17 protein-coding genes, 1 tRNA gene and 1 pseudogene are annotated in these 21227 nt (G+C 53.8%); 5 read left to right on the top strand and 14 right to left on the bottom strand.

Annotated elements, in window-relative coordinates; translation table 11 throughout:
• From ACTG3Z_RS13710 to ACTG3Z_RS13700, 3 genes are all read left to right on the top strand, one after another.
• Positions 1-894: an ABC transporter permease subunit gene (locus ACTG3Z_RS13710; protein WP_439143626.1), complete on the top strand. Its 894-nt coding sequence runs from the start codon at positions 1-3 to the stop codon at positions 892-894.
• Positions 895-997: 103 nt separating this feature from the next.
• On the top strand, positions 998-1813 hold the full coding sequence (locus ACTG3Z_RS13705; RefSeq protein WP_439143625.1) for an ABC transporter permease: 816 nt from the start codon (positions 998-1000) through the stop codon (positions 1811-1813).
• A complete protein-coding gene (locus ACTG3Z_RS13700; RefSeq protein ID WP_439143624.1) occupies positions 1810-3135 on the top strand; it encodes an NAD(P)/FAD-dependent oxidoreductase in 1326 nt (441 codons plus the stop codon). Before ACTG3Z_RS13705 ends, ACTG3Z_RS13700 begins: the two co-directional genes overlap by 4 nt.
• On the opposite strand, the gene ACTG3Z_RS13695 is transcribed toward ACTG3Z_RS13700, so the two are convergent.
• From ACTG3Z_RS13695 to ACTG3Z_RS13645, 11 genes are all read right to left on the bottom strand, one after another.
• Positions 3132-4055 (bottom strand): DMT family transporter, encoded by a 924-nt coding sequence (locus ACTG3Z_RS13695; RefSeq protein WP_439143623.1) that lies wholly within the window; start codon positions 4053-4055, stop codon positions 3132-3134. The two genes, ACTG3Z_RS13700 and ACTG3Z_RS13695, sit on opposite strands and share 4 nt — an antisense overlap.
• Before the next feature lie 42 nt (positions 4056-4097).
• Entirely contained in the window at positions 4098-4724 is a 627-nt protein-coding gene (locus ACTG3Z_RS13690; protein WP_439143622.1) for a LysE family translocator, read from the bottom strand.
• Positions 4725-4788: 64 nt separating this feature from the next.
• Positions 4789-5292: a peptide-methionine (S)-S-oxide reductase MsrA gene (gene msrA, locus ACTG3Z_RS13685; protein WP_439143621.1), complete on the bottom strand. Its 504-nt coding sequence runs from the start codon at positions 5290-5292 to the stop codon at positions 4789-4791.
• The gene (gene msrB, locus ACTG3Z_RS13680) at positions 5289-5738 is read right to left on the bottom strand and encodes a peptide-methionine (R)-S-oxide reductase MsrB (protein ID WP_439143620.1); all 450 of its coding nucleotides are present in this window, start codon (positions 5736-5738) and stop codon (positions 5289-5291) included. The genes msrA and msrB overlap by 4 nt, the downstream gene beginning before the upstream one ends.
• Before the next feature lie 89 nt (positions 5739-5827).
• Positions 5828-7828, bottom strand: coding sequence for a hydantoinase/oxoprolinase N-terminal domain-containing protein (locus ACTG3Z_RS13675; RefSeq protein ID WP_439143619.1), 2001 nt, complete (start codon positions 7826-7828; stop codon positions 5828-5830).
• 116 nt (positions 7829-7944) lie between these two features.
• Positions 7945-8976, bottom strand: a complete 1032-nt coding sequence (queG, locus tag ACTG3Z_RS13670) for a tRNA epoxyqueuosine(34) reductase QueG (RefSeq protein ID WP_439143618.1) — start codon at positions 8974-8976, stop codon at positions 7945-7947.
• Positions 8966-9631: an FtsZ-binding protein FzlA gene (gene fzlA, locus ACTG3Z_RS13665; protein ID WP_439143617.1), complete on the bottom strand. Its 666-nt coding sequence runs from the start codon at positions 9629-9631 to the stop codon at positions 8966-8968. Before fzlA ends, queG begins: the two co-directional genes overlap by 11 nt.
• A 60-nt stretch (positions 9632-9691) precedes the next feature.
• Positions 9692-10450 (bottom strand): monofunctional biosynthetic peptidoglycan transglycosylase, encoded by a 759-nt coding sequence (gene mtgA, locus ACTG3Z_RS13660; protein WP_439143616.1) that lies wholly within the window; start codon positions 10448-10450, stop codon positions 9692-9694.
• A gap of 79 nt (positions 10451-10529) precedes the next feature.
• A complete protein-coding gene (gene gltB / locus ACTG3Z_RS13655; RefSeq protein ID WP_439143615.1) occupies positions 10530-15062 on the bottom strand; it encodes a glutamate synthase large subunit in 4533 nt (1510 codons plus the stop codon).
• Positions 15059-15487: a GFA family protein gene (locus ACTG3Z_RS13650; RefSeq protein WP_439143614.1), complete on the bottom strand. Its 429-nt coding sequence runs from the start codon at positions 15485-15487 to the stop codon at positions 15059-15061. The genes gltB and ACTG3Z_RS13650 overlap by 4 nt, the downstream gene beginning before the upstream one ends.
• Complete coding sequence (locus ACTG3Z_RS13645; protein ID WP_439143613.1) at positions 15484-16920, bottom strand: NAD(P)-dependent oxidoreductase; 1437 nt, start codon at positions 16918-16920, stop codon at positions 15484-15486. The genes ACTG3Z_RS13650 and ACTG3Z_RS13645 overlap by 4 nt, the downstream gene beginning before the upstream one ends.
• A 228-nt stretch (positions 16921-17148) precedes the next feature.
• Between ACTG3Z_RS13645 and ACTG3Z_RS13640 the strand changes: the two genes are divergently transcribed.
• Positions 17149-17955 (top strand): undecaprenyl-diphosphate phosphatase, encoded by an 807-nt coding sequence (locus ACTG3Z_RS13640; RefSeq protein ID WP_439143612.1) that lies wholly within the window; start codon positions 17149-17151, stop codon positions 17953-17955.
• Here ACTG3Z_RS13640 and ACTG3Z_RS13635 read toward each other — a convergent pair.
• Positions 17952-18932, bottom strand: a complete 981-nt coding sequence (locus ACTG3Z_RS13635; protein WP_439143611.1) for a complex I NDUFA9 subunit family protein — start codon at positions 18930-18932, stop codon at positions 17952-17954. The genes ACTG3Z_RS13640 and ACTG3Z_RS13635 overlap by 4 nt on opposite strands.
• 201 nt (positions 18933-19133) lie before the next feature.
• Between ACTG3Z_RS13635 and ACTG3Z_RS13630 the strand changes: the two genes are divergently transcribed.
• Positions 19134-19220, top strand: a tRNA-Leu gene (locus ACTG3Z_RS13630).
• Between the two features lie 239 nt (positions 19221-19459).
• Here ACTG3Z_RS13630 and ACTG3Z_RS13625 read toward each other — a convergent pair.
• Together ACTG3Z_RS13625 and ACTG3Z_RS13620 are read right to left on the bottom strand one after the other, a co-directional pair.
• Positions 19460-20941, bottom strand: a complete 1482-nt coding sequence (locus tag ACTG3Z_RS13625; protein ID WP_439143610.1) for a tripartite tricarboxylate transporter permease — start codon at positions 20939-20941, stop codon at positions 19460-19462.
• A gap of 1 nt (position 20942) precedes the next feature.
• Positions 20943-21152, bottom strand: a pseudogene (locus ACTG3Z_RS13620) (tripartite tricarboxylate transporter TctB family protein); the annotation flags it as partial.
• Positions 21153-21227 lie beyond the last annotated feature (75 nt).

Here is a 21227-nt window from a genome sequence, read left to right as displayed (position 1 = left end):
ATGCGCCGGTTCTCCCTTATAGCAATCCCATATCTGTGGCTTCTTGCACTATTCCTCATACCATTCCTGATCGTTCTGAAGATCTCGCTCAGCGACGCGGCTTTGGCAATTCCACCCTATGCGCCGCAACTTGATATCGCAGGTGGATGGAACGCGATCACAACCTTCTTCGCAGAGCTCGATTTTGAGAATTTCGAGTTTCTCACAACCGACGACCTCTATTGGAAAGCCTACCTCTCCAGCCTAAAAATCGCGCTGATTTCGACTGGTTTCGCGCTGCTCATCGGCTACCCCATCGCCTATTCCATGGCCCGCGCAGCACCAGAATGGCGGCCAACCCTACTTATGCTCGTGATCCTTCCGTTCTGGACCAGTTTTCTTATCCGCGTCTACGCATGGATGGGCATCCTCTCCAACGAAGGACTGTTGAACCAATTCCTAATATGGAGCGGCCTCATCAGCGAACCGCTCACCATCCTCAACACCAACACCGCTGTCTACATCGGCATCGTCTACACATACCTGCCCTTCATGATCCTCCCGATCTATTCGGCACTGGAAAAGATGGACGATAGCCTACTTGAAGCGGCTGAAGACCTTGGTTGCTCGCGCACGTCTGCCTTCTGGCTGGTCACTGTACCGCTCAGCAAAACAGGCATCATCGCGGGATGCTTCCTAGTGTTCATCCCGACGCTGGGCGAATTCGTCATTCCATCCCTTTTGGGCGGCTCGCAAACCCTAATGATCGGCAAAGTCCTGTGGGAAGAGTTCTTCAACAACCGCGATTGGCCCGTCGCATCGGCCGTCGCAATTATACTGCTGCTGATCCTCATCATCCCGATCATCCTGTTCCAACGCAACGAGCAAAAACAGCGCGAGGCAGAAGGTCAATGAGAACGCCCTCCTTCCTCTTTCCAAAAATATCCCGGGGGTGCGGGGGCACCGCCCCCGCTTGGATCGGATGCTTTAGCATTCGACCAACACAAGGGATAAAAACATGAAGCGCTTCACATGGTTCAACGCCACCGCCCTCACCCTTGGCTTCACGTTCCTCTATCTGCCTATGGTCATCCTCGTCATCTATTCATTCAACGAGAGTAAGCTTGTGACCGTATGGGCGGGCTTTTCCACAAAATGGTACGGCGAACTGCTCCAGAACGAAGCCTTCCTGAACGCGGCTTGGGTCACTATCAAGGTCGCTGTCTTTTCCTCAACGCTGGCGACGGTATTGGGTACAATGGCCGCCTACGTCTTGGTCCGTGCGAACCGTTTCAAAGGGCGCACGCTCTTCTCTGGCATGATCTATGCGCCACTCGTGATGCCCGAAGTTATCACAGGTCTTTCACTGCTCCTTTTGTTCATTGGTATCGGATTAGATCGCGGCGTTCTGACAATCGTACTGGCGCACACAACCTTCGCCATGTGCTACGTATCGGTCGTCGTTTCCTCGCGTCTCGTCTCCTTTGATCGCTCGATTGAAGAGGCAGCGCTAGACCTTGGGTGCTCGCCTTGGCAAGCCTTCAGGCTCGTAACGCTCCCCATTATCGCACCTGCAGTGATCTCCGGCTGGCTGCTGGCGTTCACGCTTTCGCTTGATGACCTCGTGATCGCCAGCTTCACAGCTGGCCCATCTGCAACAACACTCCCAATCAAGATATTCTCAGCCGTGCGCCTTGGCGTGAGTCCCGAGATCAATGCGCTTTCCACAATCATGATCGCCATCGTCACCGTTGGCGTGATCAGCGCATCACTGATCTCGAAACAAGCCAGTTTGAAACAACAACGCGACGAACAAGCCGCTGCGCGCGGATGAAGCGGATTTATGAACCCCTCGCCTATAGCGAAGATGTGCGTCATGATTGCTTTTGGAGCACGACAGTCGCACCATTTGAGGGCGTTCAACTACAGGGCACGCATCAGTCAGACATCGCCATCATCGGTGGTGGATACACAGGCCTGAACGCCGCGCTGCATCTGGCCGAAGACGGCGTTGATGTCGCTTTACTCGATGCACAGACCATTGGTTGGGGTGCCTCTGGTCGCAATGGTGGATTCTGCTGTTTGGGCGGTGGTATTCTTGGCAACGCACAGATCGACAAAGCGTTCGGCACTGACGCGCGCCACGCTTGGCGGACCGCTGAGAAAGACGCGATTTCCCATGTTGCAAAGCTTCTGGAGCGTCACAAGATCAACGCTGACACCCATTCTGATGGCGAAACGCTTCTTGCCCACAAAGCGAAGCGCTGGACGACCTTAAAACACCATGCCGAAGAGGTTTCTGAAAGCTACGGGGTTGAGCCGATTTTGATCCCGAAAGGCGAATTGTCAAAACACGGTCTTGAGGGTCCTTTTCATGGCGCACTTACGACCCCTATTGGGTTTGGCCTGAATCCTTTGAAATACGCCCTCGGCATTGCGGGAGCGGCGCGCGCTGCGGGCGCGCGGTTCTTTGAACACTGCCCAGTCAATCGCATCGAGCAGGGCGCGCAATTCAGCCTTCACACCCCAAAGGGCCGTATCACCGCCAACCGTATCATCATCGCGACGAACGGTTATTCTTCTGAAGATATCCCCGATTGGCTTGCTGCGCGATTTATGCCTGTCCAGTCCAGCGTGCTCGTCACGCGCCCGCTTACTGATAAAGAACTTACAGATGCGGGTTGGACCTCTGATCAAATGGCCTTTGATAGCCGAAATCTACTACATTATTTTCGCCTTATGCCGGATCGCCGTTTCCTTTTCGGCATGCGTGGCGGCATCTTTGCCAATGCGCGCTCTGATGCGAAAATCAAACGTCTTATCCGATCTGATTTTGAACAGATGTTCCCTGCTTGGACACATGTTGACACCCCACATATGTGGTCAGGTTTGGTCTGTATGAACGCCAAAGGGTTGCCTTTTACGGGCCCAGTCCCAGACATGCCTGGCGCATATGCGTCCCTTAGCTACCATGGCAATGGTGTCGCAATGGCAAGCTATTGCGGCACGCTTCTGGCAGATCTTGTGCAAGACAAAGATACACGGTTGCCCTACCCCGAAGTTGTCCAGACTGCACCAACAAAACTCCCGTTTGGAACAAAGCGTCGATGGTTACTTCCGCCGCTTTACGCTGCCATGGGCATCTTTGATCGTTAACCTTGTGGCGTTAAGTTCGGGCGCGCGTTGCCGCGTTTGATGCCGAGTGCACGCTCGCGCCAAATGATCAACAAGCCTGCAAAAATCACGATGCCTGAGCCGATAAGCATCTGTGCAGTCGGCACGTCGCCAAAGAACGCATACCCGATAATCATCGCAAACAAGATTGATGCATAGTCAAATGGCGCGATCACCGCTGCATCGGCAAAGCGGTAAGCTGATGTGATAAGGATCTGTGCAACCCCGCCAATCACGCCCGCAGACACCAGCATCACGATAACGGAGACATCCGGCATGACCCAGCCGAACGGAATGGTGAACAGCGACAGCGTTGTTGTCGTCATGGAAAAGTAAAACACGATAGACGCGGTGCTTTCAGACTGCGCGAGCCGGCGAATGTGGATCTGCGCCAATGCGCGAAAGAAGGCTGACACCAATACCAAAATGACACCTGTTTGCGCCGCTGTGTTCATCGCTTCCCCCGAGAAAATGGACAGGCGTGGCGACAGGATAACCGCAACACCAATCAATCCCAAAATCACCGCAGACATCCGATAGACCCGCAGTCGTTCGCCCAGAAGCAAAGCAGCCAGAATAACCGTCATCAAAGGGGCAGCAAAGCCTATCGCCGTCACATCCGGCAGGGGTAAATACGCCAGGGAGGAAAAACCAAAGCCCATTCCGCAAGCACCAATCAGCCCACGCCAAACATGACCCATTGGGCGTTTAGTCTTGAGGCCCGTCGTAAATTCATGGCGCATCGCCAGACAAAAGAAGATGACCGGAAGCGTGAAGAAAGAGCGAAAGAAAACAGCCTGCCCCGTCGGCACATGATCCGTGCTCGCCTTGATCAATGCGGCCATCGAGACGAACAAAACAACGGAAGCAAGTTTAAGCGCAATGCCAGTAAATGGAGACATATGAACTGGCTATACCTCTGACGCGCACAAGGGAAGAGCAACCTAACGTGTTTGAAAATCCTGACTGCCCAGCAGAGCGGCCGCAACAATCATAAGGGTTCCGCAAATCTTGTTAACCAACCTGAGAGAATGCCGCTTCAAAACAGATGAGGCGCGCGCACCAAGCCAACCCCACAGGGCCAAAATCGCTCCATCCACAACCAGATACGTAACCCCAAGAATCAGAAGCTGGGGCAAAATAGCCGATGCAGGATCAATGAACTGCGGGAAAAGTGCGCCAAAAAAGACGACCGCAAAAGGGTTCGCCATCGACGTCACAAAGCCTTGCCGATAGAGGCGCAGCGCTTGTCCTGACCGGTTGGCACCCACATCGCTCACGTCATCGCTTGAGCGGATAAGCTGAACCCCGATCCATACAAGATACACAACACCGCACCATTTGATCATATTAAACGCAGTCGCAGAAGTCGCGATCACCGCTGCAAGCCCGAAAGCCGCACCCGTCATCTGCATGCAATTCGCACTAAGATCACCGGCAATTGTGTAAACGCTTTTGCGCAGTCCGTATCGAACACTGTTTGAAATGATAAGAAGCTGGCTGGTATCAGGCGGCGTTGCAAAAAACACGGCAACAGCCGCGAGATAAATCAGGTATGTCTCAAAAGCCAAGCTGCGCGCTCCCCATTTCCTGAGCAAAGGCTAGGGGAGCGCGCTTTATTTGTCCAAAGCTGCTTTATTCAGCAGCACGTCTTGGCAGCACCCAATCTGGACGTACGAAGTGGCAAGTGTAGCCGTTTGGAATACGCTCAAGATAGTTCTGATGCTCTGGCTCTGCTTCCCAGAAATCACCGACAGGCTCCAGCTCCGTCACGACAACACCGGGCCAAATCCCTGACGCATTCACATCAGCGATCGTGTCTTCGGCAATCGCTTTCTGCTCCTCATCAACATAATAAATTGCGGATCGATAACTGAGCCCGCGATCATTACCTTGACGGTTCTGCGTGGTCGGGTCGTGGATCTGAAAGAAAAACTCAAGCAACCGACGATAGCTCATGCGCGAAGGATCATAAATCACTTCGATCCCTTCAGCATGGGTGCCGTGATTGCGATAGGTTGCGTTTGGCACGTCACCGCCTGTGTATCCAACTCTGGTTGAAATGACCCCGTCCATCTTACGGATCAGGTCTTCCATGCCCCAGAAACACCCTCCAGCTAAAACTGCGCGCGCTGTCATGCTATGTCCTCCACTTGATCTAAATACTGGCCATACCCTTCGCCTTCCATATCGTCCTTGTGAACGAACCGAAGCGACGCCGAATTGATGCAATAGCGCAAGCCACCACGATCAGGCGGGCCATCGTTAAAGACATGCCCAAGATGGCTGTCCCCATGCGCAGAGCGAACCTCTGTGCGCACCATTCCGTGTGTTGTGTCGCTTAATTCAGCCACAAACTCATGTACCAGCGGTTTGGTGAATGAGGGCCATCCACACCCGCTTTCGTATTTGTCAGATGAGGCAAACAATGGCTCGCCAGAAACGATATCTACATAAATGCCCGGCTCTTTATTCCCAAGATATTTGCCAGTACCGGGGCGCTCTGTCCCGCTTTGTTGCGTTACGCGATACTGCTCCGGGTCGAGCGTTGCGATCACATCCATATCTTTGCGATAGTCAGCCATGGCATCCTCCTGCTTGGTCTATGAAGCATTAAATGGGGTGCTTGCGCAAAAATCAAAGGATGATTTCATTCTGCGCGCAAAGCTGTGAACTATGCTGCAATACGCGGGCGCCCAGATGCCTCTACGGTAATGACCGCTTCAATAAACACTTCGCGTGCTTCCGCTTGTGCCATCTTCACCTCGCGGGTTGCGTGCACATGGATGTCTTGTGCGCCAGAATTCTCCGCATCGCTTTGTGCTTGGGTCCTAAGATGGGTCTCAAGCGCGTTCAGCGCCAAAGCGCTCTCCGCAAAATCTTCAGGCCCTGTTTCAAAATGCACGCGAAAACAACCCTCGCTTGGCGCAGTCACAGTCCCTTGCCGACGCATCGTAACGCGGCCAACAACAGCACCAATCGCATTCGCGACGCCCCCATGTTCGGGCAGGATAGCATCACAGCCAAGTCGCTCGCCCACAGCGGGATAATAGCTGATCGCAGATGCTCCAAGACCGACAACAGGCAAGTTCAACCCAGTATCAATGCGCATCAATCCACGATGCCCTGACAGCCCCCGTTGCGTCAGAACATGCCGCGCCAGTTCTGCCGATGGCACTCCAAAACTCTCAGATTCTTCCGCAAATGCGGTCTCTAACAAGGCTAATGACGTCTGATGCGTGAGCTGATCAATCACGAGCTGTGCCATCACTTCAGGCTCTGGCGCAAGCATATCGCCCGAGCCGGTCCGCCTGCGCCCCATCAAGGCCAGCGCTTTCTTAGCAGCCTCGCCATCCCAAACATCCACGCGCCCCAAAGCATGGCTCGCATCACTTGGCGTCAGCGCTGCTATCTGTACCAAGCCTCGCTCCACCAACCGCTTCAGGGCCTGCGCTTCAATCCGGTTCTTAAGGGCGTGCGCCATCGGCAAAACAGTTTCGCCAATATGCGCAAGCAATGCCATTTCGCGTGCACCTAATCCATCAGTGCGCAGCCCCTTCACCGCGCGTACGAACCGAGCATCATGCTCATTCGGAACCGTGCTGCGCATCTGCGCATCGAGCGCTTCATGAACCACCTCTGGCGCGTCCATCGCGATAAGCGAGACCGGCACAACGCGTCGCGGTCCAAGCGTGACGCCACCTTGCAAACCCTCGCTCTTAAAGTGCACTTCACTGTCGCCGCCAAGCCCATGCGTGCGCATCGCCACCGCCTCAACCATAGTTCGATACGGGCCAACCTGCGCGCCCATCGGATCAATCGCAGGGCGGCCATCACGCAAGACAGCAATGTCAGTTGTCGTTCCCCCAATGTCAGAGACCAGAGCATGATCCACGCCAGTCAGCCAACGCGCCCCCACGATGGACGCTGCGGGCCCGCTTAGGATCGTTTCAATCGGCCTTTCACGTGCCATATCAGACCCTATCAGGGCCCCATCACCACGCACCACCATCAGCGGCGCATCAATGGCGAGCCGCTTCAGTGTGCCCTGTGCAGAACCGATCAAATCATCGATCATGCCAATCAAGCGCGCATTCAAAAGGGCCGTCATCGCGCGTTTAGGTCCATTCAATTTCGCTGACAACTGATGTGACGCACTCACAGGTGCGCGCAGTTTGTCCGAGATATACGCCATAACCGCAAGTTCATGCGTCGGGTTCCGCGTGGCAAATTGTGCAGCAACTGCGAAAGCAGACACATCAGAATGCGTCTCTAGAAAGGCATCTAGTGCCTCAATATCCAGCGGCGCCGCTTCGCCTCCTGCATGATTGTGTCCACCTGCCAGAATTAACGCAGGGTCTCCCTTTAACGCATCACCCAATCCATGCGTTTCCAGATCACGTTCTTTGAAGCCGATATAAATCAAGGCAACGCGACTGCCCTGTCCCTCAACTAAGGCGTTCGTTGCCAAAGTTGTGGACAAAGATGCCATCGCGACCTCACTTGGATCAACGCCGCTGTCATCCAACACCGCCTCAATAGCGCGGCCTATCCCCAGGGATAGATCATGCTTTGTCGTCAGTGATTTTGCAGACGCAACAACGTCACGCTCATCGCGCAAAAGCACAGCGTCAGTATAGGTCCCACCAGTGTCCACACCCAATAAAAGCGCCATTGCCTGCCTCCTGAATTCACATCTGCCATACCAGCAAAACGCGACACGTCCCGCCTATAAGCGGCACCCCCTGCTTCATTTTTCTAGATAAACTCCCCGCGGAGCGTCCCGCAGTCTCAAACCAACCGCGCACTCGCCCAGCGCGCAGCATCCGCAACAGTAGCGTCAGGATCTTCCGTAAGATCCTGAGCCACGACACGCAGCTCCTTCAGTCCAGAGTTGCCGATCGCATAAAGCACATTGCGCACAAATCTGTCCCGCCCAATCCGCTTGATGGGTGACCCTGAAAACATCGCGCGAAACTCTGCATCACCAAGACGCGCCAACTCTGCAAGATCTGGCGCACGCAACTCTTCACGCGCAGCGTATCGCAGCTCTCTGGCTTCAACCGCAAACTTGTTCCACGGACACACTGCCAAGCAATCGTCGCACCCATAAATGCGATTGCCCATCAACGCGCGCAACTCTTCGTCCACAGGTCCTTTATGTTCAATCGTCAAATACGAAACACATCGGCGCGCATCGAGCTGGTAAGGCGCTGGAAACGCCTTGGTTGGACAAATATCCAAACACGACGAACATGACCCGCAATGATCCACTTCCGCTTCATCTGCTGGCAAATCCAAAGTCGTAAAAACAGAGCCTAAAAAGAACCAATTGCCCATCTGTCGGCTGACAAGGTTCGTGTGTTTACCTTGCCATCCAAGTCCCGCGGCGGCACCCAATGGTTTCTCAGGGACAGGCGCGGTATCCACAAAAACCTTTACCTCGCCGCCGCTGTCAGCGATCAGCCAGCGCGCCAGACGTTTGAGCCGTTTTTTCACCAGATCATGGTAGTCTTTGTTTTGTGCATAAACCGATATCGCACCGCGATCAGGGTGCTGCAAAATCTCCAACGGATCATGCTCAGGCGTGTAGCTCTCGCCCAACATGATGACGGACTTCGCTTCTGGCCAAAGCGCGTTTGGATTGCCTCGCCAATGCATGCGCTCGGCCATCCACCCCATTTGGCCATGACGCCCTTCATCAACAAACGTTTGCAAGCGCGCGGGAACCTGCGGCACATCCCAAGGGCGACAAATGCGGCAGGCGTCAAAGCCAATCTCTTGCGCCTCCAAAACGAGGCGAGTTTTGAGATCAGAAATCAAGATCGTTGTAGTGCGCGGAAGGCGGGAAGCCCGGCACTTGATCCGCTAAAATCGTGCGAAACGCTGGGCGTGATTTAATCTTCGCGTACCAGTCTTTCACCGTATCAGAGCGCGTCCAATCCACGTCGGAACTATAATCAAGCGATGACAAGTGCGCAGCAGCTGTGAAATCAGCAATCGACATCGCATCACCTGCGAGCCAACGGCGATGATCCAGGAGCCACGCCATGTAATCAAGGTGATACTTGATCGCGCGCGCGCCCTCTTTCACATTGCGGCTATCAGGGTAGCCCTGCTTCATCAACTTTTTATTCACCCGTTCATAAAGAAGTTTGGATGTGACTTCCTGATGAAACTTATCATCAAACCACGCGACCAAACGGCGTACTTCGTAGCGCCCCTCTGCACTGTTTGGCATCAAGGGCGGCGTCGGGTTCTTTTCTTCAAGGTATTCGCAAATGGCCATGCTATCGGGCATCGTCCGCCCGTTCATCTTGAGAATCGGTACTTTGCCCGCAGGATTGCGGCGCATAAAATCAGGGTCTGCTTCCCAATAGCGCTCTTCAATCAGTTCTACATCAATCTTCTTCTCTGCCAGAACCAAACGGACCTTGCGACAAAAAGGAGAAAGGGGAACATGATACAGACGGGCCATAGAACTTGGGTCTAACTCAAAATTACGTGCATCTCTGAATGCCCCGCATTGCGCTTAAGTTCAATCCTCAAAACAGGCCGCGCGTCCATCACGGCGGATCGTGGCCGCGCCGTCGATGATTTGACGCGTACGTTTGCGCACAGAATTGGACGGACGAGAGGCACTACGTTTCTTGGGTGACGGCAAAATAGCTGCCAAACGCGCCGACTGGGTGGCGCTTAGATTTTCGGGGCCAACACCGAAATAATGCCGTGCTGCGGCTTCGACACCAAATACACCCTCATCAAACTCAGCAATATTGAGATAGACCTCCAAAATGCGTTGTTTGCTCCAAATCAGTTCAACCAATGGCGTCAAACCCGCTTCAAGCGCTTTGCGCACGTAGCTGCGACCATGCCAAAGAAACACATTCTTCACGACTTGTTGGCTCAGCGTCGAAGCCCCGCGTGCACCGCCACTGTCAACGGCGGCACGAATGGCAGTCATATCAAATCCCCAGTGATTACAATAATTGGCGTCCTCTGCCGCCACGACAGAGCGTGCCATGACCGGAGCGATTTCTGAAATGGGGACCCATTCAGAATCTACTTCGCCCCCGATGCGCAACTCTTCAGAGCGCATGTAAGGCGTCTTGGTCGGGTTGATCCAAACATAGATCGACACCCAAAGCAGAACAGCAGCGCATATCAGTATCGTCGCACGCCAGAACCAGCGCCGCACGAACAAGCGCGTCGCGGTAATACGGTCAGCAACCGAACGCTTTTTCTTGACCGTACTCTTCTTTTTTGGAGCCGATTTTTTCTTTGCTACGCGTGCCATGGCTGGACCCTACCGCGCTCTTCACAATAGCAAAACGCCCGAAGTGAGACCTCGGGCGTTTTATCTGTTTCAGTTGCGCTTACTCCGCAGGGACAGCTGTCTCTTCGATGCCCAGCGGATGCGGGATCTTGTTCAACATCTCGATCGGGCAGACCTGAACAAAATTCTGCAACTCCAAGTCCCAGTGTTGCAAAATCTGCTCTGCACGCACCGAACCTGTTTCAGCATGATGACGTTCAACCAACATCTTGAGTTGACGCTCCCAATGCGCAGTTGTGACAGGGCACGTGACAAGCGTTTCATGGTTCATCAAACTTTGTGCATGGCCCTCAGGGTCATAAAGATAGGCCATACCACCCGTCATGCCCGCGCCAAAGTTTGCGCCGATAGAGCCAAGAATGACAGCGACACCACCCGTCATATATTCACAACCGTTCGAGCCACATCCCTCAATCACAACGCTTGCACCGGAGTTACGCACTGCAAAACGCTCTCCCGCACGACCTGCTGCAAACAAGAAACCGTCAGTTGCACCATAAAGTACGGTATTACCAATGATCGTGTTCTTGCATGCACGCAGTGGACTTGCCATCGGTGGACGCACAACAATGGTACCGCCCGATAGCCCTTTACCAACGTAATCGTTGGCGTCGCCACTGACCTCAAGCTTGAGACCGGGTGCCACGAAAGCACCAAGCGATTGACCGGCAGAACCTTTCAGATGCACCGTCAGATGATCTGGCTGTAACGTGTTACGCATGCCGAAGTTCTTCACGATGTGACTAGAGACACGCGTACCGACGGTGCGGTGCGTGTTCTGGATCGCGTAGCTCAGCTGCATCTTTTCGCCGTCTTCCAAGAACCGCGCAGCATCGCGCACGATCTCAGCATCAAGCGTATCAGGCACAGCATTGCGTGGGCGCGAACGGTCATATTGGATGTCAGACGCACCATCGACAGTGATCAACAGCGGGTTAAGATCGAGGTCATCTAAATGCGCGGATCCACGTGATACCTGATGAAGCAAATCAGCGCGGCCGATCACATCATCCAAGGAACGCGCACCGATAGAGGCGAGCACTTCACGAACTTCCTGTGCATAGAAAGTGATCAGATTAACCACTTTGTCTGCGTTGCCAGTGAATTTGTCACGCAGTGCTTCGTCCTGTGTACACACACCAACCGGGCATGTGTTGGACTGGCACTGACGCACCATGATACAGCCCATCGCGATCAGCGCGGCAGTGCCGATACCGTATTCTTCGGCACCGAGCATCGCAGCCATGACGATATCGCGACCTGTGCGCAAACCACCGTCTGTGCGCAGTGTAATCCGCTCACGCAGGTTGTTCATCGCAAGCACTTGGTGCGCTTCGGTCAGACCCATTTCCCACGGCAGACCCGCATACTTGATCGACGTCGCAGGGGAGGCACCTGTGCCGCCGTTGTGACCTGAAATCAAAATAACATCGGCCTTGGCTTTCGCGACACCGGCAGCAATTGTGCCAACGCCAGAAGACGCAACAAGCTTGACCGTCACCTTACAACGCGGGTTGATCTGCTTGAGATCGTAGATCAATTGCGCGAGGTCCTCGATAGAATAGATATCGTGGTGTGGAGGCGGTGAAATTAGCGTTACGCCTTTGGTCGAGTGTCGCAAGCGCGCGATGAGGTCTGTGACCTTCATGCCCGGAAGCTGTCCACCTTCACCGGGCTTGGCACCCTGCGCGACTTTGATTTCCAGCTCTTCACATTGGTTCAGATACTCGGCTGTGACGCCAAAACGACCCGACGCCACCTGCTTGATCTTTGCAGATGGATTGTCGCCATTCGGCTCTGGCACGAAGTGTGCCGGATCTTCGCCGCCCTCACCACTGTCAGAACGTGCGCCAATGCGGTTCATCGCGACGTTCAATGTCTTGTGTGCTTCAGGGCTAAGCGCACCCAAAGACATGCCCGGCGTGACAAAACGCTTGCGGATCGCTGTAACACTTTCCACTTCATCGACGTTGATCGCTTCACCCATAGGCTTGATCGCTAGCAAATCGCGCAAGTTGATCGGCGGGTTGCTTTGCATCTTGGCGCTATATTGCTTCCACATCTGGAAAGAGCCGGTGTTACACGCGGTCTGCATCATGTGCATAGACTGCGCTTCCCAAGCGTGAGTTTCGCCAGATTTGCGCGACTTGTAGAAACCACCAATTGGCAGAACATCGCGGCCACCTTGCCAGCCAAGACAATGAATTTCTTCCGCCTTAAACTGGATACCAGAGACACCGATGCCACTAATGCGTGACGTCATGCCTGGGAAGAATTCCGCACACATCGCGCGCGACAAACCAACCGCTTCAAAGTTTAAACCACCACGATAAGAAGACACTACAGAGATGCCCATCTTCGCCATGATCTTGAGCAAGCCTTGATCAATTGCTTCGCGGTAACGCGCAACAGCTTCGGTCAGCGTGCAATCCAAGAGATCGCGCTCAATTCGATCCGCGAGGGAATCTTCGGCCAAATACGCATTCACAACCGTCGCACCACAGCCGATCAGAACCGCAAAATAGTGCGGGTCGATACACTCGGCTGAGCGCACGTTCAGGGAACAGAATGTCCGCAAACCCTTGCGCGTCAAATGGCTATGCACTGCGGAAGTCGCAAGGATCATCGGCATGCCAACACGGGTTTCATTCTGCGCTTCGTCGGTCAGAACAATGTGACCTGCACCAGAACGCACAGCGTCTTCCACTTCTGCACGAATGCGGGCAAGACCCGCTTGCAGCGCACCCGCACCGCGCTCAAACGTACAATCGATGGTGACCAAATCTGCATTGAAATGCGTGGTCAGCTCTTCCCACTGCGCGTTACCCACAAAAGGGCTATCCAGCACAAGGATTTCAGTCTGAGCAGAGCTTTCATCAAGTACGTTTTTGAGGTTACCAAAACGTGTCTTTAGACTCATCACGCGGAATTCGCGCAAGCTATCGATTGGCGGGTTGGTGACCTGAGAGAAATTCTGACGGAAGAAGTGGCTCAAAGGGCGGTACTTCTTTGACAGGACCGCAGAAGGCGTATCATCACCCATCGACGCAAGTGTCTCTTTGCCATCCTCAGCCATCGGCGCGAGGATTTGCTCCAGCTCTTCAATCGTGTAGCCAGCTGCGATTTGACGCTTGCGCAGCTCTGCACCGGAATAGATCGCCTTTTCCGTCACAGACGCCAACGCAACATCAAGTTCATTGATCTTGCCAACCCATTCGCCAAACGGCAACGCTGCGGCGAGCTTGTCCTTGATCTCACCATCGCGGAACATCTGACCTTTTTTCATGTCCACAGCAAGCATCTGACCTGGGCCAAGCGCGCCTTTTTCGACGACGGTGGTTTCGTCAATCGGCACCATGCCGGCCTCAGAACCAGCGATCAGCAGGCCATCACCTGTCACAACGTACCGCATTGGACGCAGACCATTGCGATCCAAACCCGCGCAGACCCAACGACCATCGGTCATCGCCAATGCCGCAGGACCATCCCAAGGCTCCATCACGGAGTTGCAATAGGAATACATATCACGCCAGCTTTGCGGCAATTCCACCGCTTGCTTGGACCAGCTTTCAGGCACCAACATTGTCTTTGCCATCGGCGCAGAACGACCCGCGCGCACGAGCACTTCGAAGACTGAATCAAGCGCGGCAGAGTCGGACGAGCCTGATGGAACGATCGGCTTGATGTCTTCCGCCAAGTCACCAAACGCACTGGAGGCCATGCGAATTTCATGGCTCTTCATCCAGTTGACGTTGCCCTTGAGCGTGTTGATTTCACCGTTGTGCGCGAGCATGCGGAACGGCTGAGCAAGCCACCACTGCGGGAAGGTGTTGGTCGAATAACGCTGATGATAGATCGCAAATGCGCTCTCGAAACGTTCGTCCATCAGGTCGGGGTAAAAAACCGCAACCTGCTCCGCGAGCATCATACCTTTGTAGATCACCGAACGGCAGGACAGCGATGCAAGGTATAGTTCGTTGATACCAGCAGCGGCCGCAGCTTTTTCGATACGACGACGGATTACATATAGCTCGCGCTCAAACGTCTCTTCGTCCACACCCTTGGAGTTGGAGATCAAGATCTGCTCGATCTCAGGGCGCGTCGCATTTGCTTTGTCACCAAGGCAAGCCACATCCACTGGCACATGCCGCCAGCCATAGATGTAATACCCCATGCGCAGAACTTCACTTTCCACGATCGTACGGCACGTTTCCTGTGCGCCATAATCCGTACGCGGCAAGAAGACTTGGCCAACGGCCATCAATTCATCTTTGCGCGGAGTGTGACCTGTGCGTTCAATCTGATCATAAAAGAAGGACACGGGGATTTGCACATGTATGCCCGCGCCATCGCCAGTCTTTCCATCCGCATCAACAGCGCCGCGGTGCCAGATCGCTTTCAGCGCATCGATGCCAGCTTCAACAACCTTGCGCGACGGTGAACCGTCCATCGATACCACAAGACCAACACCGCAAGAGCTGTGCTCTTCGCTTTCATCATACAGGCCATTCTCGGCCATATACTTGCGCTTGGCTTCTTCGTTCTTCACCCAGTTTGCGTCACATACAGTCATTGATTTTCTCCTGTTTCGGGCGCGAAGAGCGCAATCGTTTCTTTGGTCGTCATCTTGCGATGCGCACCTGCTAATGCGTAGCCTGGGGCTGCATCAGCAAAAAATTCTAGTTTCAATTCGGCATCAGCGGCATTTTCAAACAAGCCTGCAGAAGGGTGGCGATTGCCATCTTCGACCGTTCCGTAAAACAGCGTTGAGCCACATGTGTCGCAAAATCCGCGCTCTGCCCATTCGCTAGAGCGGTAGGTTTTCACAGGCCCTTCAAAGCTCAGGCTGCCCTTATCAATGCCAAGCGACATGAACATGCTGCTCGTGTGGCTCCGGCACATATCGCAATGACACGCGCGCAGCATTGGCTTGGTCATAGTCGCCTTTGCTTTGACCTCACCGCATAGGCATTGGCCTTCTATCTGAGTGCTGCTCATTCGGCAGCGACCGCAGCGCTGGCGTTCATCTTATCAAGGATCGCTTCAGCGCAATCGCGACCATCTTTGATGGCCCAAACAACCAAAGACGCACCACGCACGATGTCACCAACAGCATAGACGTTCTCAAGGTCTGTCTCGCCCGTCGTGAACTGCGCTTTGACAGTGCCCCAACGCGTCACCTCAAGCCCTTCAACACCCCAAAGCTGCGGCAGATCTTCTGGCTCAAACCCTAGCGCTTTGATCACAAGGTCTGCATCTTCAACATAGTCAGCACCTTCGATCACTTCGGGCGCTTGACGACCAGTAGCATCCGGCGCGCCAAGGCGCATTTTCTGAACCATCACACCGGTGACAGACGCATCGCCAACAAACCCTTTGGGCGCTGAAAGCCATTCGAACACGACGCCTTCTTCCTCAGCATTTTGTACTTCGCGTTGCGAGCCAGGCATGTTTGCTTTGTCACGACGATAAAGGCATTTCACAGACGTCGCACCCTGACGGATCGCAGTACGCACACAGTCCATAGCCGTATCACCGCCCCCAATGACAACAACGCGTTTGCCTTTGGCGTCCAACTGACCGTCTTCAAATTCAGGCACATCATCGCCAAAGCTTTTGCGATTGGACGCTGTCAAATAATCAATCGCCCGCTCGATCCCCTTTGCACCTGAACCGGGAGCCGCAAGATCACGTGTTTTGTAAACACCCGTCGCGATGATCACCGCGTCATGGGCCGCTTGAATATCGGCAAAGGAGATGTCCTCACCCACATTGCAATTCAGTTTGAACATCACGCCGCCCTCAGCAAGCTGATCATTGCGGCGCATCACAACGTCTTTCTCAAGCTTAAAGCCCGGAATGCCATATGTGAGCAAACCACCGGCACGGTCGTAACGATCATAGATCGTCACCTGCACGCCTTGACGGCGCAGTACATCAGCCGCAGCCAGGCCACCGGGGCCAGCGCCGATGATACCAACGCTTTCAGTGCGCTCTGCGTGTGGCTTGATCACTTTGACCCAACCATTTTCCCATGCAGTGTCAGTGATGTATTTTTCAACAGAGCCGATGGTGACGGTGCCGTGGCCAGAATTCTCGATAACACAGTTGCCTTCACACAAACGGTCTTGCGGGCAAATGCGACCACAAATCTCTGGGAATGTGTTTGTCGCTTGCGAAACTTCATAGGCTTCTTGCAAACGGCCCTCGGCCGTGAGGCGAAGCCAATCAGGGATGTTGTTGTGTAAAGGGCAATGCGTTTGGCAATAAGGAACGCCGCACTGTGAACAGCGGCTTGATTGCTCTTTCGCTTTTTCGGTCGCGTATTCTGCGTAAATCTCGCCGAAGTCCTTGTTGCGCAAATCAGGGGCACGCTTCGTTGGCATGTCCCGCTCGACGGATACGAATTTAAGCATCGGTTGCTTGGCCATTGTCACATCACTCCTGTTGCCTGAGGAAATCTCCGGTCATGCCTTCATATAAAACACGTGAACAGAATAAAAGTCAGAAAGAGTTACCTATATATTAAAAATTTGTGATGAATTGACGCTTTGCGACAGTTAACTCAACAAATTTAATTCCGATTCGGACCTAAAGTCTTTCTTCCCTCACGAATCGCTCTGCGCTAGGAGAGAGAAAATTAGTTAGAAAGCCCTTTCATGTCGCTCTTTCACCTTTTCCTTGTTGCCGTCATTCAAGGCATCACAGAGTTCTTGCCGATCTCCTCGTCTGGCCATCTGATCCTCCTCCCCAAGCTCACGGGGATGGCGGATCAAGGGCAAGTCATTGACGTCGCTGTGCATGTTGGCACGCTTTTCGCCGTCGTACTCTATTTTTGGAGCGACGTACGTCTCGCGATCACAGGCCTTCCCAGATTGCTACGCGGCAAGATCGACACGCAAGGCGCTTGGCTCGCTTTATGTCTAGTCCTTGCAACAATTCCAGTCATCATTTTCGGACTATTCCTTAAGATCACTGGCCTTGATGACGCGATGCGCTCCGTCACGGTGATCGGCTGGACTATGCTAATTTTCGGCTTAGTGCTTTATTGGGCAGATCAAAAAGGTCCACAGACGAAAGTGGCTTCGCAATGGTCCTTAAAAGACGCAGCAATCATGGGTCTTTGGCAAGCAATTGCGCTGATCCCCGGAACCTCACGATCTGGCATCACAATCACCGCGGGCCGATACCTCGGCTACGCACGTGAAGACGCGGCGAAACTTGCAATGCTTATGTCAATCCCGACGATCCTCGCCTCAGGCGCACTGCTGGGTTTGGAAGTCGCGAAAGACGCCGACGCTGCGCTTGCCCGCGATGGTGCGATTGCAGCGGTGTTCGCGTTCGTGGCGGCCCTTCTCGCGCTAACGCTTATGATGCGCTTGCTGAAATCAGTCAGCTTCACACCCTACGTGATCTATCGCGTGGTGCTAGGGGTAATTCTGATTTGGGTTGGATATAGCGCTTAAGCCCGCAAGTTCTTCGCTGAGTCTTTGATTGCCGCATACTGACCAGACGGACGGAAGCGCCACAAATATTCAGGCAAGACAGTGTCCATCGCGGACGGTGTGATGCCCAAATCACTCAGGCCTTTGGCACCTTCTGACACAACGTTGTCATTCGCAAGGTTCTTCACTTGATCGCGCGTTGCAACAGGGTTGGCGATCAAACCAAACGATACCGCTTGCAGCATATCGAACGCGAACGCCATAATGCGCGCTGCGAAGAAAGGCACGTTCAGGATCAAACGACGACGCTGTACAACGCCCAGCATCTTTTCCATCAATTCACGAAAGCTCGCCACATCAGGCCCGCCAACTTCATAGATGCCATGCGCTTCGCCCAACACGCCTTTGACGGCCGCCGCTGCAACATCATCAACATAAACCGGCTGGAATTTCGTATCTGCCCCGATCACAGGCAGGATCGGACCCACGCGCGACATTGATGCAAAGCGGTTGAAAAACTGGTCCTCAGCGCCGAACACAATAGAGGGGCGCAGGATCATCGCGTTTGGCATATGCTCCAGAACGTTCGCTTCTCCCTGTGCCTTTGTTTGGGAATACTCCGCAGCCGATTCACTATCTGCACCAATCGCAGAAATCTGAACCATCGCTTGAATACCGGCTTGTGCTGCCAGACGTGCAACACGCCCAGCGCCTTCGACTTGCACAGCGTCAAACTTGTTTTTGCCACTTGGCGCAAGGATACCGACGCAATTCACTACGGCATCTGCACCCTGCATAACTGCAGCGACTGATGCGTCGTCACGAATATTGCACAGCACAGGTTCCACCTGACCAACCGTACCATAAGGCTTTACGAACATCGCCTCATTCGGGCGACGCACTGCTACGCGGACACGCCAGCCTTCTTTAGCCATGCGGCGAGCGATGTAGCGTCCAATGAAACCAGAGCCGCCGTAGATCGTGACAAGTTTAGACATGCGCGAAGTCCTTCGTCGTTTGCTTGGTGCAGATGTATCGCTCTGCGCGCCCTCTCGCAAGACGCCTAAAGGGGGCATTTCGCCTCAATTCACTGGGTTTATCGCAAAAATCGAGTGACCTTCGCGATTCGCTTGGGTTTCGCGGCGAAACCCGTTGACAGCAAAGACGCCCAAGTCTAAATCCCCGTTTCTAAGGCACCTGCCCAGGTGGCGGAATTGGTAGACGCGCTAGCTTCAGGTGCTAGTATTGGCAACGATGTGGAGGTTCGAGTCCTCTCCTGGGCACCATTCACCTCTCCCCAACGTATCGCAAGTCATTGCAAATAAGGCTGCAATCTCTATCCAAACATCCCAAATTATCGTGCTGCTTCGTTTCACATCACAGCAAGTGTGGGAAAAATAGATGTGAGGTAGCTGCAAATGTCTAAAGCAGCCGAAGGAATGCACTGGAAGCCCACATCGTTTTACGCGGTCTACGTTGGGTTCCGGTGCGCCTATGACTGTCCTCTAAGCGCGCAGGAACTACCTTACTTCGCTAGCCGCGTTCGCAAAATTGGAACCACAATCAAACCAACTGCAACCACCAAGAGGCCAAGCGTCATGGGCCGTTCAAGAACGAATGATACACCGCCATAGAGCTGCATGGAACGCGAGAAGTTATCCTCCATCATGCCGCCAAGAATGAAGCCGATTAGGAGCGGAGGGAGCGGATAATTCGCGAATTTCAACGCTATACCGCACACCCCAAAGCCAACTAGAAACAACAGTTCAGTCGCATTGTTTTGACCGATGTATGCCCCCATCAAAGTAAAGAACAGGATGAACGGGATAAGGTAGTTGCGCGGGATAGCCAGCAGTTTGGCAATGTATGGGATCAAGGGTAGATTCAGGATCAACAACACCAGATTTCCGATGAACATCGACATGATCACTGCCCAAAAGATTTGGGGGTCATCGACCATCAAACGCGGGCCGGGGGTGACGTTCAGCGCAATCAACGCACCAAGCAAAATGGCCGTCGTGCCAGAGCCTGGAATACCTAGGGTCAACAGTGGCACAAACGAGCCTGTGCACGCCGCATTATTTGCTGTTTCTGGTGCAGCGAGGCCTTTGACAGACCCTTTGCCAAACTCATCCTGCTCATGTTTTGGAGCAATGTTTCGTTCAACCGCGTAGCCCAAGAAGGATGCGATTGTCGCGCCAGCCCCCGGCAAGACACCAATGAAAAAGCCCTGAATAGATTGGCGGCCAATGACGGGGGTAATGGCGCGTGCTTCTGCACGTGTGATGCGTAGGTCTTTGATCTCACCCCCGTTGTCGCCAAGATTCTTGGGCTTCAACACGAGGAACACAGCCTCTGGCAAGGCAAACATCGCCATGGCCAGCGTGATAAACCCAAAGCCAGATTGCAGATCCATAATACCACCCGTGAACCGCGGCAGATTAAACAATGCCCCCTCGCCCACAGTGGCCATGATCAAACCCAGCACAGTCATTAACAGTGCTTTGGTCACTTGGCCCGGTCCGGCGAATGCTGCAATGGCTGAGAGACCTACGACCATCAAAGCAAAGTACTCTGGCGAGTGAAACAACAAGGCGACCGAAGACAGCATCGGCGCGAAAATCATCAATAGAATGGCCCCAATCGTACCCCCCGCAAAGCTTGAAATGGCAGCAATGGTCAGCGCCTTGCCCGCTTTGCCCTGACGCGCCATTGGATAGCCATCAAAGGAAGACGCAACAGTGCCCGCCACGCCCGGCGCATTAAGCAAAATAGATGAGGTTGAGCCCCCAAAGATTGCGCCATAATAAACGCCCGCCAAAAGGATCAGCGCTGCAGACGGGTCGCCCATAGTGATCGCCACGGGGATCATAATCGCAATGATCGACATCGGCCCAAGACCGGGCAACATGCCGATGAATGTGCCAATGAGACAGCCACCAATAACGACCAAGAGGTTTTGCAAGGAAAGGGCCGTTTGCAGACCGATCAGGATACCTTCAAGCATGTCAAACTCCCATAAATGCAGGCAAGGGGCGCAAGAAAATGCCAAGCACTTCCTGAACGAGGTACCAGACAGAGCCAGTCGCAATAACGGCAACGGGTATCATCACGTGCCATTTGCGTTCGCCCAACAAAAACGAACCGATGATCAGAAAGGCTGACGTTGAAATCAGAAAACCGACAGGGCGTAGGCATAGAGCATAGACCACCATCAGCGGCTTTGTTGCACAAATCGGGCACTGTAGGATTCACTGTGTGAATCCAGCGTGATAGCTCGCGGACATGAGCAG

Origin of the sequence: Planktotalea sp., from assembly GCF_965659345.1 — a bacterium.
Taxonomy (GTDB): domain Bacteria; phylum Pseudomonadota; class Alphaproteobacteria; order Rhodobacterales; family Rhodobacteraceae; genus Planktotalea.
This window is presented reverse-complemented; position numbering and strand designations above follow the sequence as displayed.

What these genes read in the sequence shown, in the direction of transcription:
- ACTG3Z_RS13710 (WP_439143626.1), top strand. Translation starts at nt 1, where the DNA reads ATGCGCCGGTTCTCCCTTATAGCAATCCCATATCTGTGGCTTCTTGCA.
- ACTG3Z_RS13705 (WP_439143625.1), top strand. Translation starts at nt 998, where the DNA reads ATGAAGCGCTTCACATGGTTCAACGCCACCGCCCTCACCCTTGGCTTC.
- ACTG3Z_RS13700 (WP_439143624.1), top strand. Translation starts at nt 1,810, where the DNA reads ATGAAGCGGATTTATGAACCCCTCGCCTATAGCGAAGATGTGCGTCAT.
- ACTG3Z_RS13695 (WP_439143623.1), bottom strand. Translation starts at nt 4,055, where the DNA reads ATGTCTCCATTTACTGGCATTGCGCTTAAACTTGCTTCCGTTGTTTTG.
- msrA (WP_439143621.1), bottom strand. Translation starts at nt 5,292, where the DNA reads ATGACAGCGCGCGCAGTTTTAGCTGGAGGGTGTTTCTGGGGCATGGAA.
- msrB (WP_439143620.1), bottom strand. Translation starts at nt 5,738, where the DNA reads ATGGCTGACTATCGCAAAGATATGGATGTGATCGCAACGCTCGACCCG.
- ACTG3Z_RS13675 (WP_439143619.1), bottom strand. Translation starts at nt 7,828, where the DNA reads ATGGCGCTTTTATTGGGTGTGGACACTGGTGGGACCTATACTGACGCT.
- fzlA (WP_439143617.1), bottom strand. Translation starts at nt 9,631, where the DNA reads ATGGCCCGTCTGTATCATGTTCCCCTTTCTCCTTTTTGTCGCAAGGTC.
- mtgA (WP_439143616.1), bottom strand. Translation starts at nt 10,450, where the DNA reads ATGGCACGCGTAGCAAAGAAAAAATCGGCTCCAAAAAAGAAGAGTACG.
- gltB (WP_439143615.1), bottom strand. Translation starts at nt 15,062, where the DNA reads ATGACTGTATGTGACGCAAACTGGGTGAAGAACGAAGAAGCCAAGCGC.
- ACTG3Z_RS13650 (WP_439143614.1), bottom strand. Translation starts at nt 15,487, where the DNA reads ATGAGCAGCACTCAGATAGAAGGCCAATGCCTATGCGGTGAGGTCAAA.
- ACTG3Z_RS13645 (WP_439143613.1), bottom strand. Translation starts at nt 16,920, where the DNA reads ATGGCCAAGCAACCGATGCTTAAATTCGTATCCGTCGAGCGGGACATG.
- ACTG3Z_RS13640 (WP_439143612.1), top strand. Translation starts at nt 17,149, where the DNA reads ATGTCGCTCTTTCACCTTTTCCTTGTTGCCGTCATTCAAGGCATCACA.
- ACTG3Z_RS13635 (WP_439143611.1), bottom strand. Translation starts at nt 18,932, where the DNA reads ATGTCTAAACTTGTCACGATCTACGGCGGCTCTGGTTTCATTGGACGC.
- ACTG3Z_RS13625 (WP_439143610.1), bottom strand. Translation starts at nt 20,941, where the DNA reads ATGCTTGAAGGTATCCTGATCGGTCTGCAAACGGCCCTTTCCTTGCAA.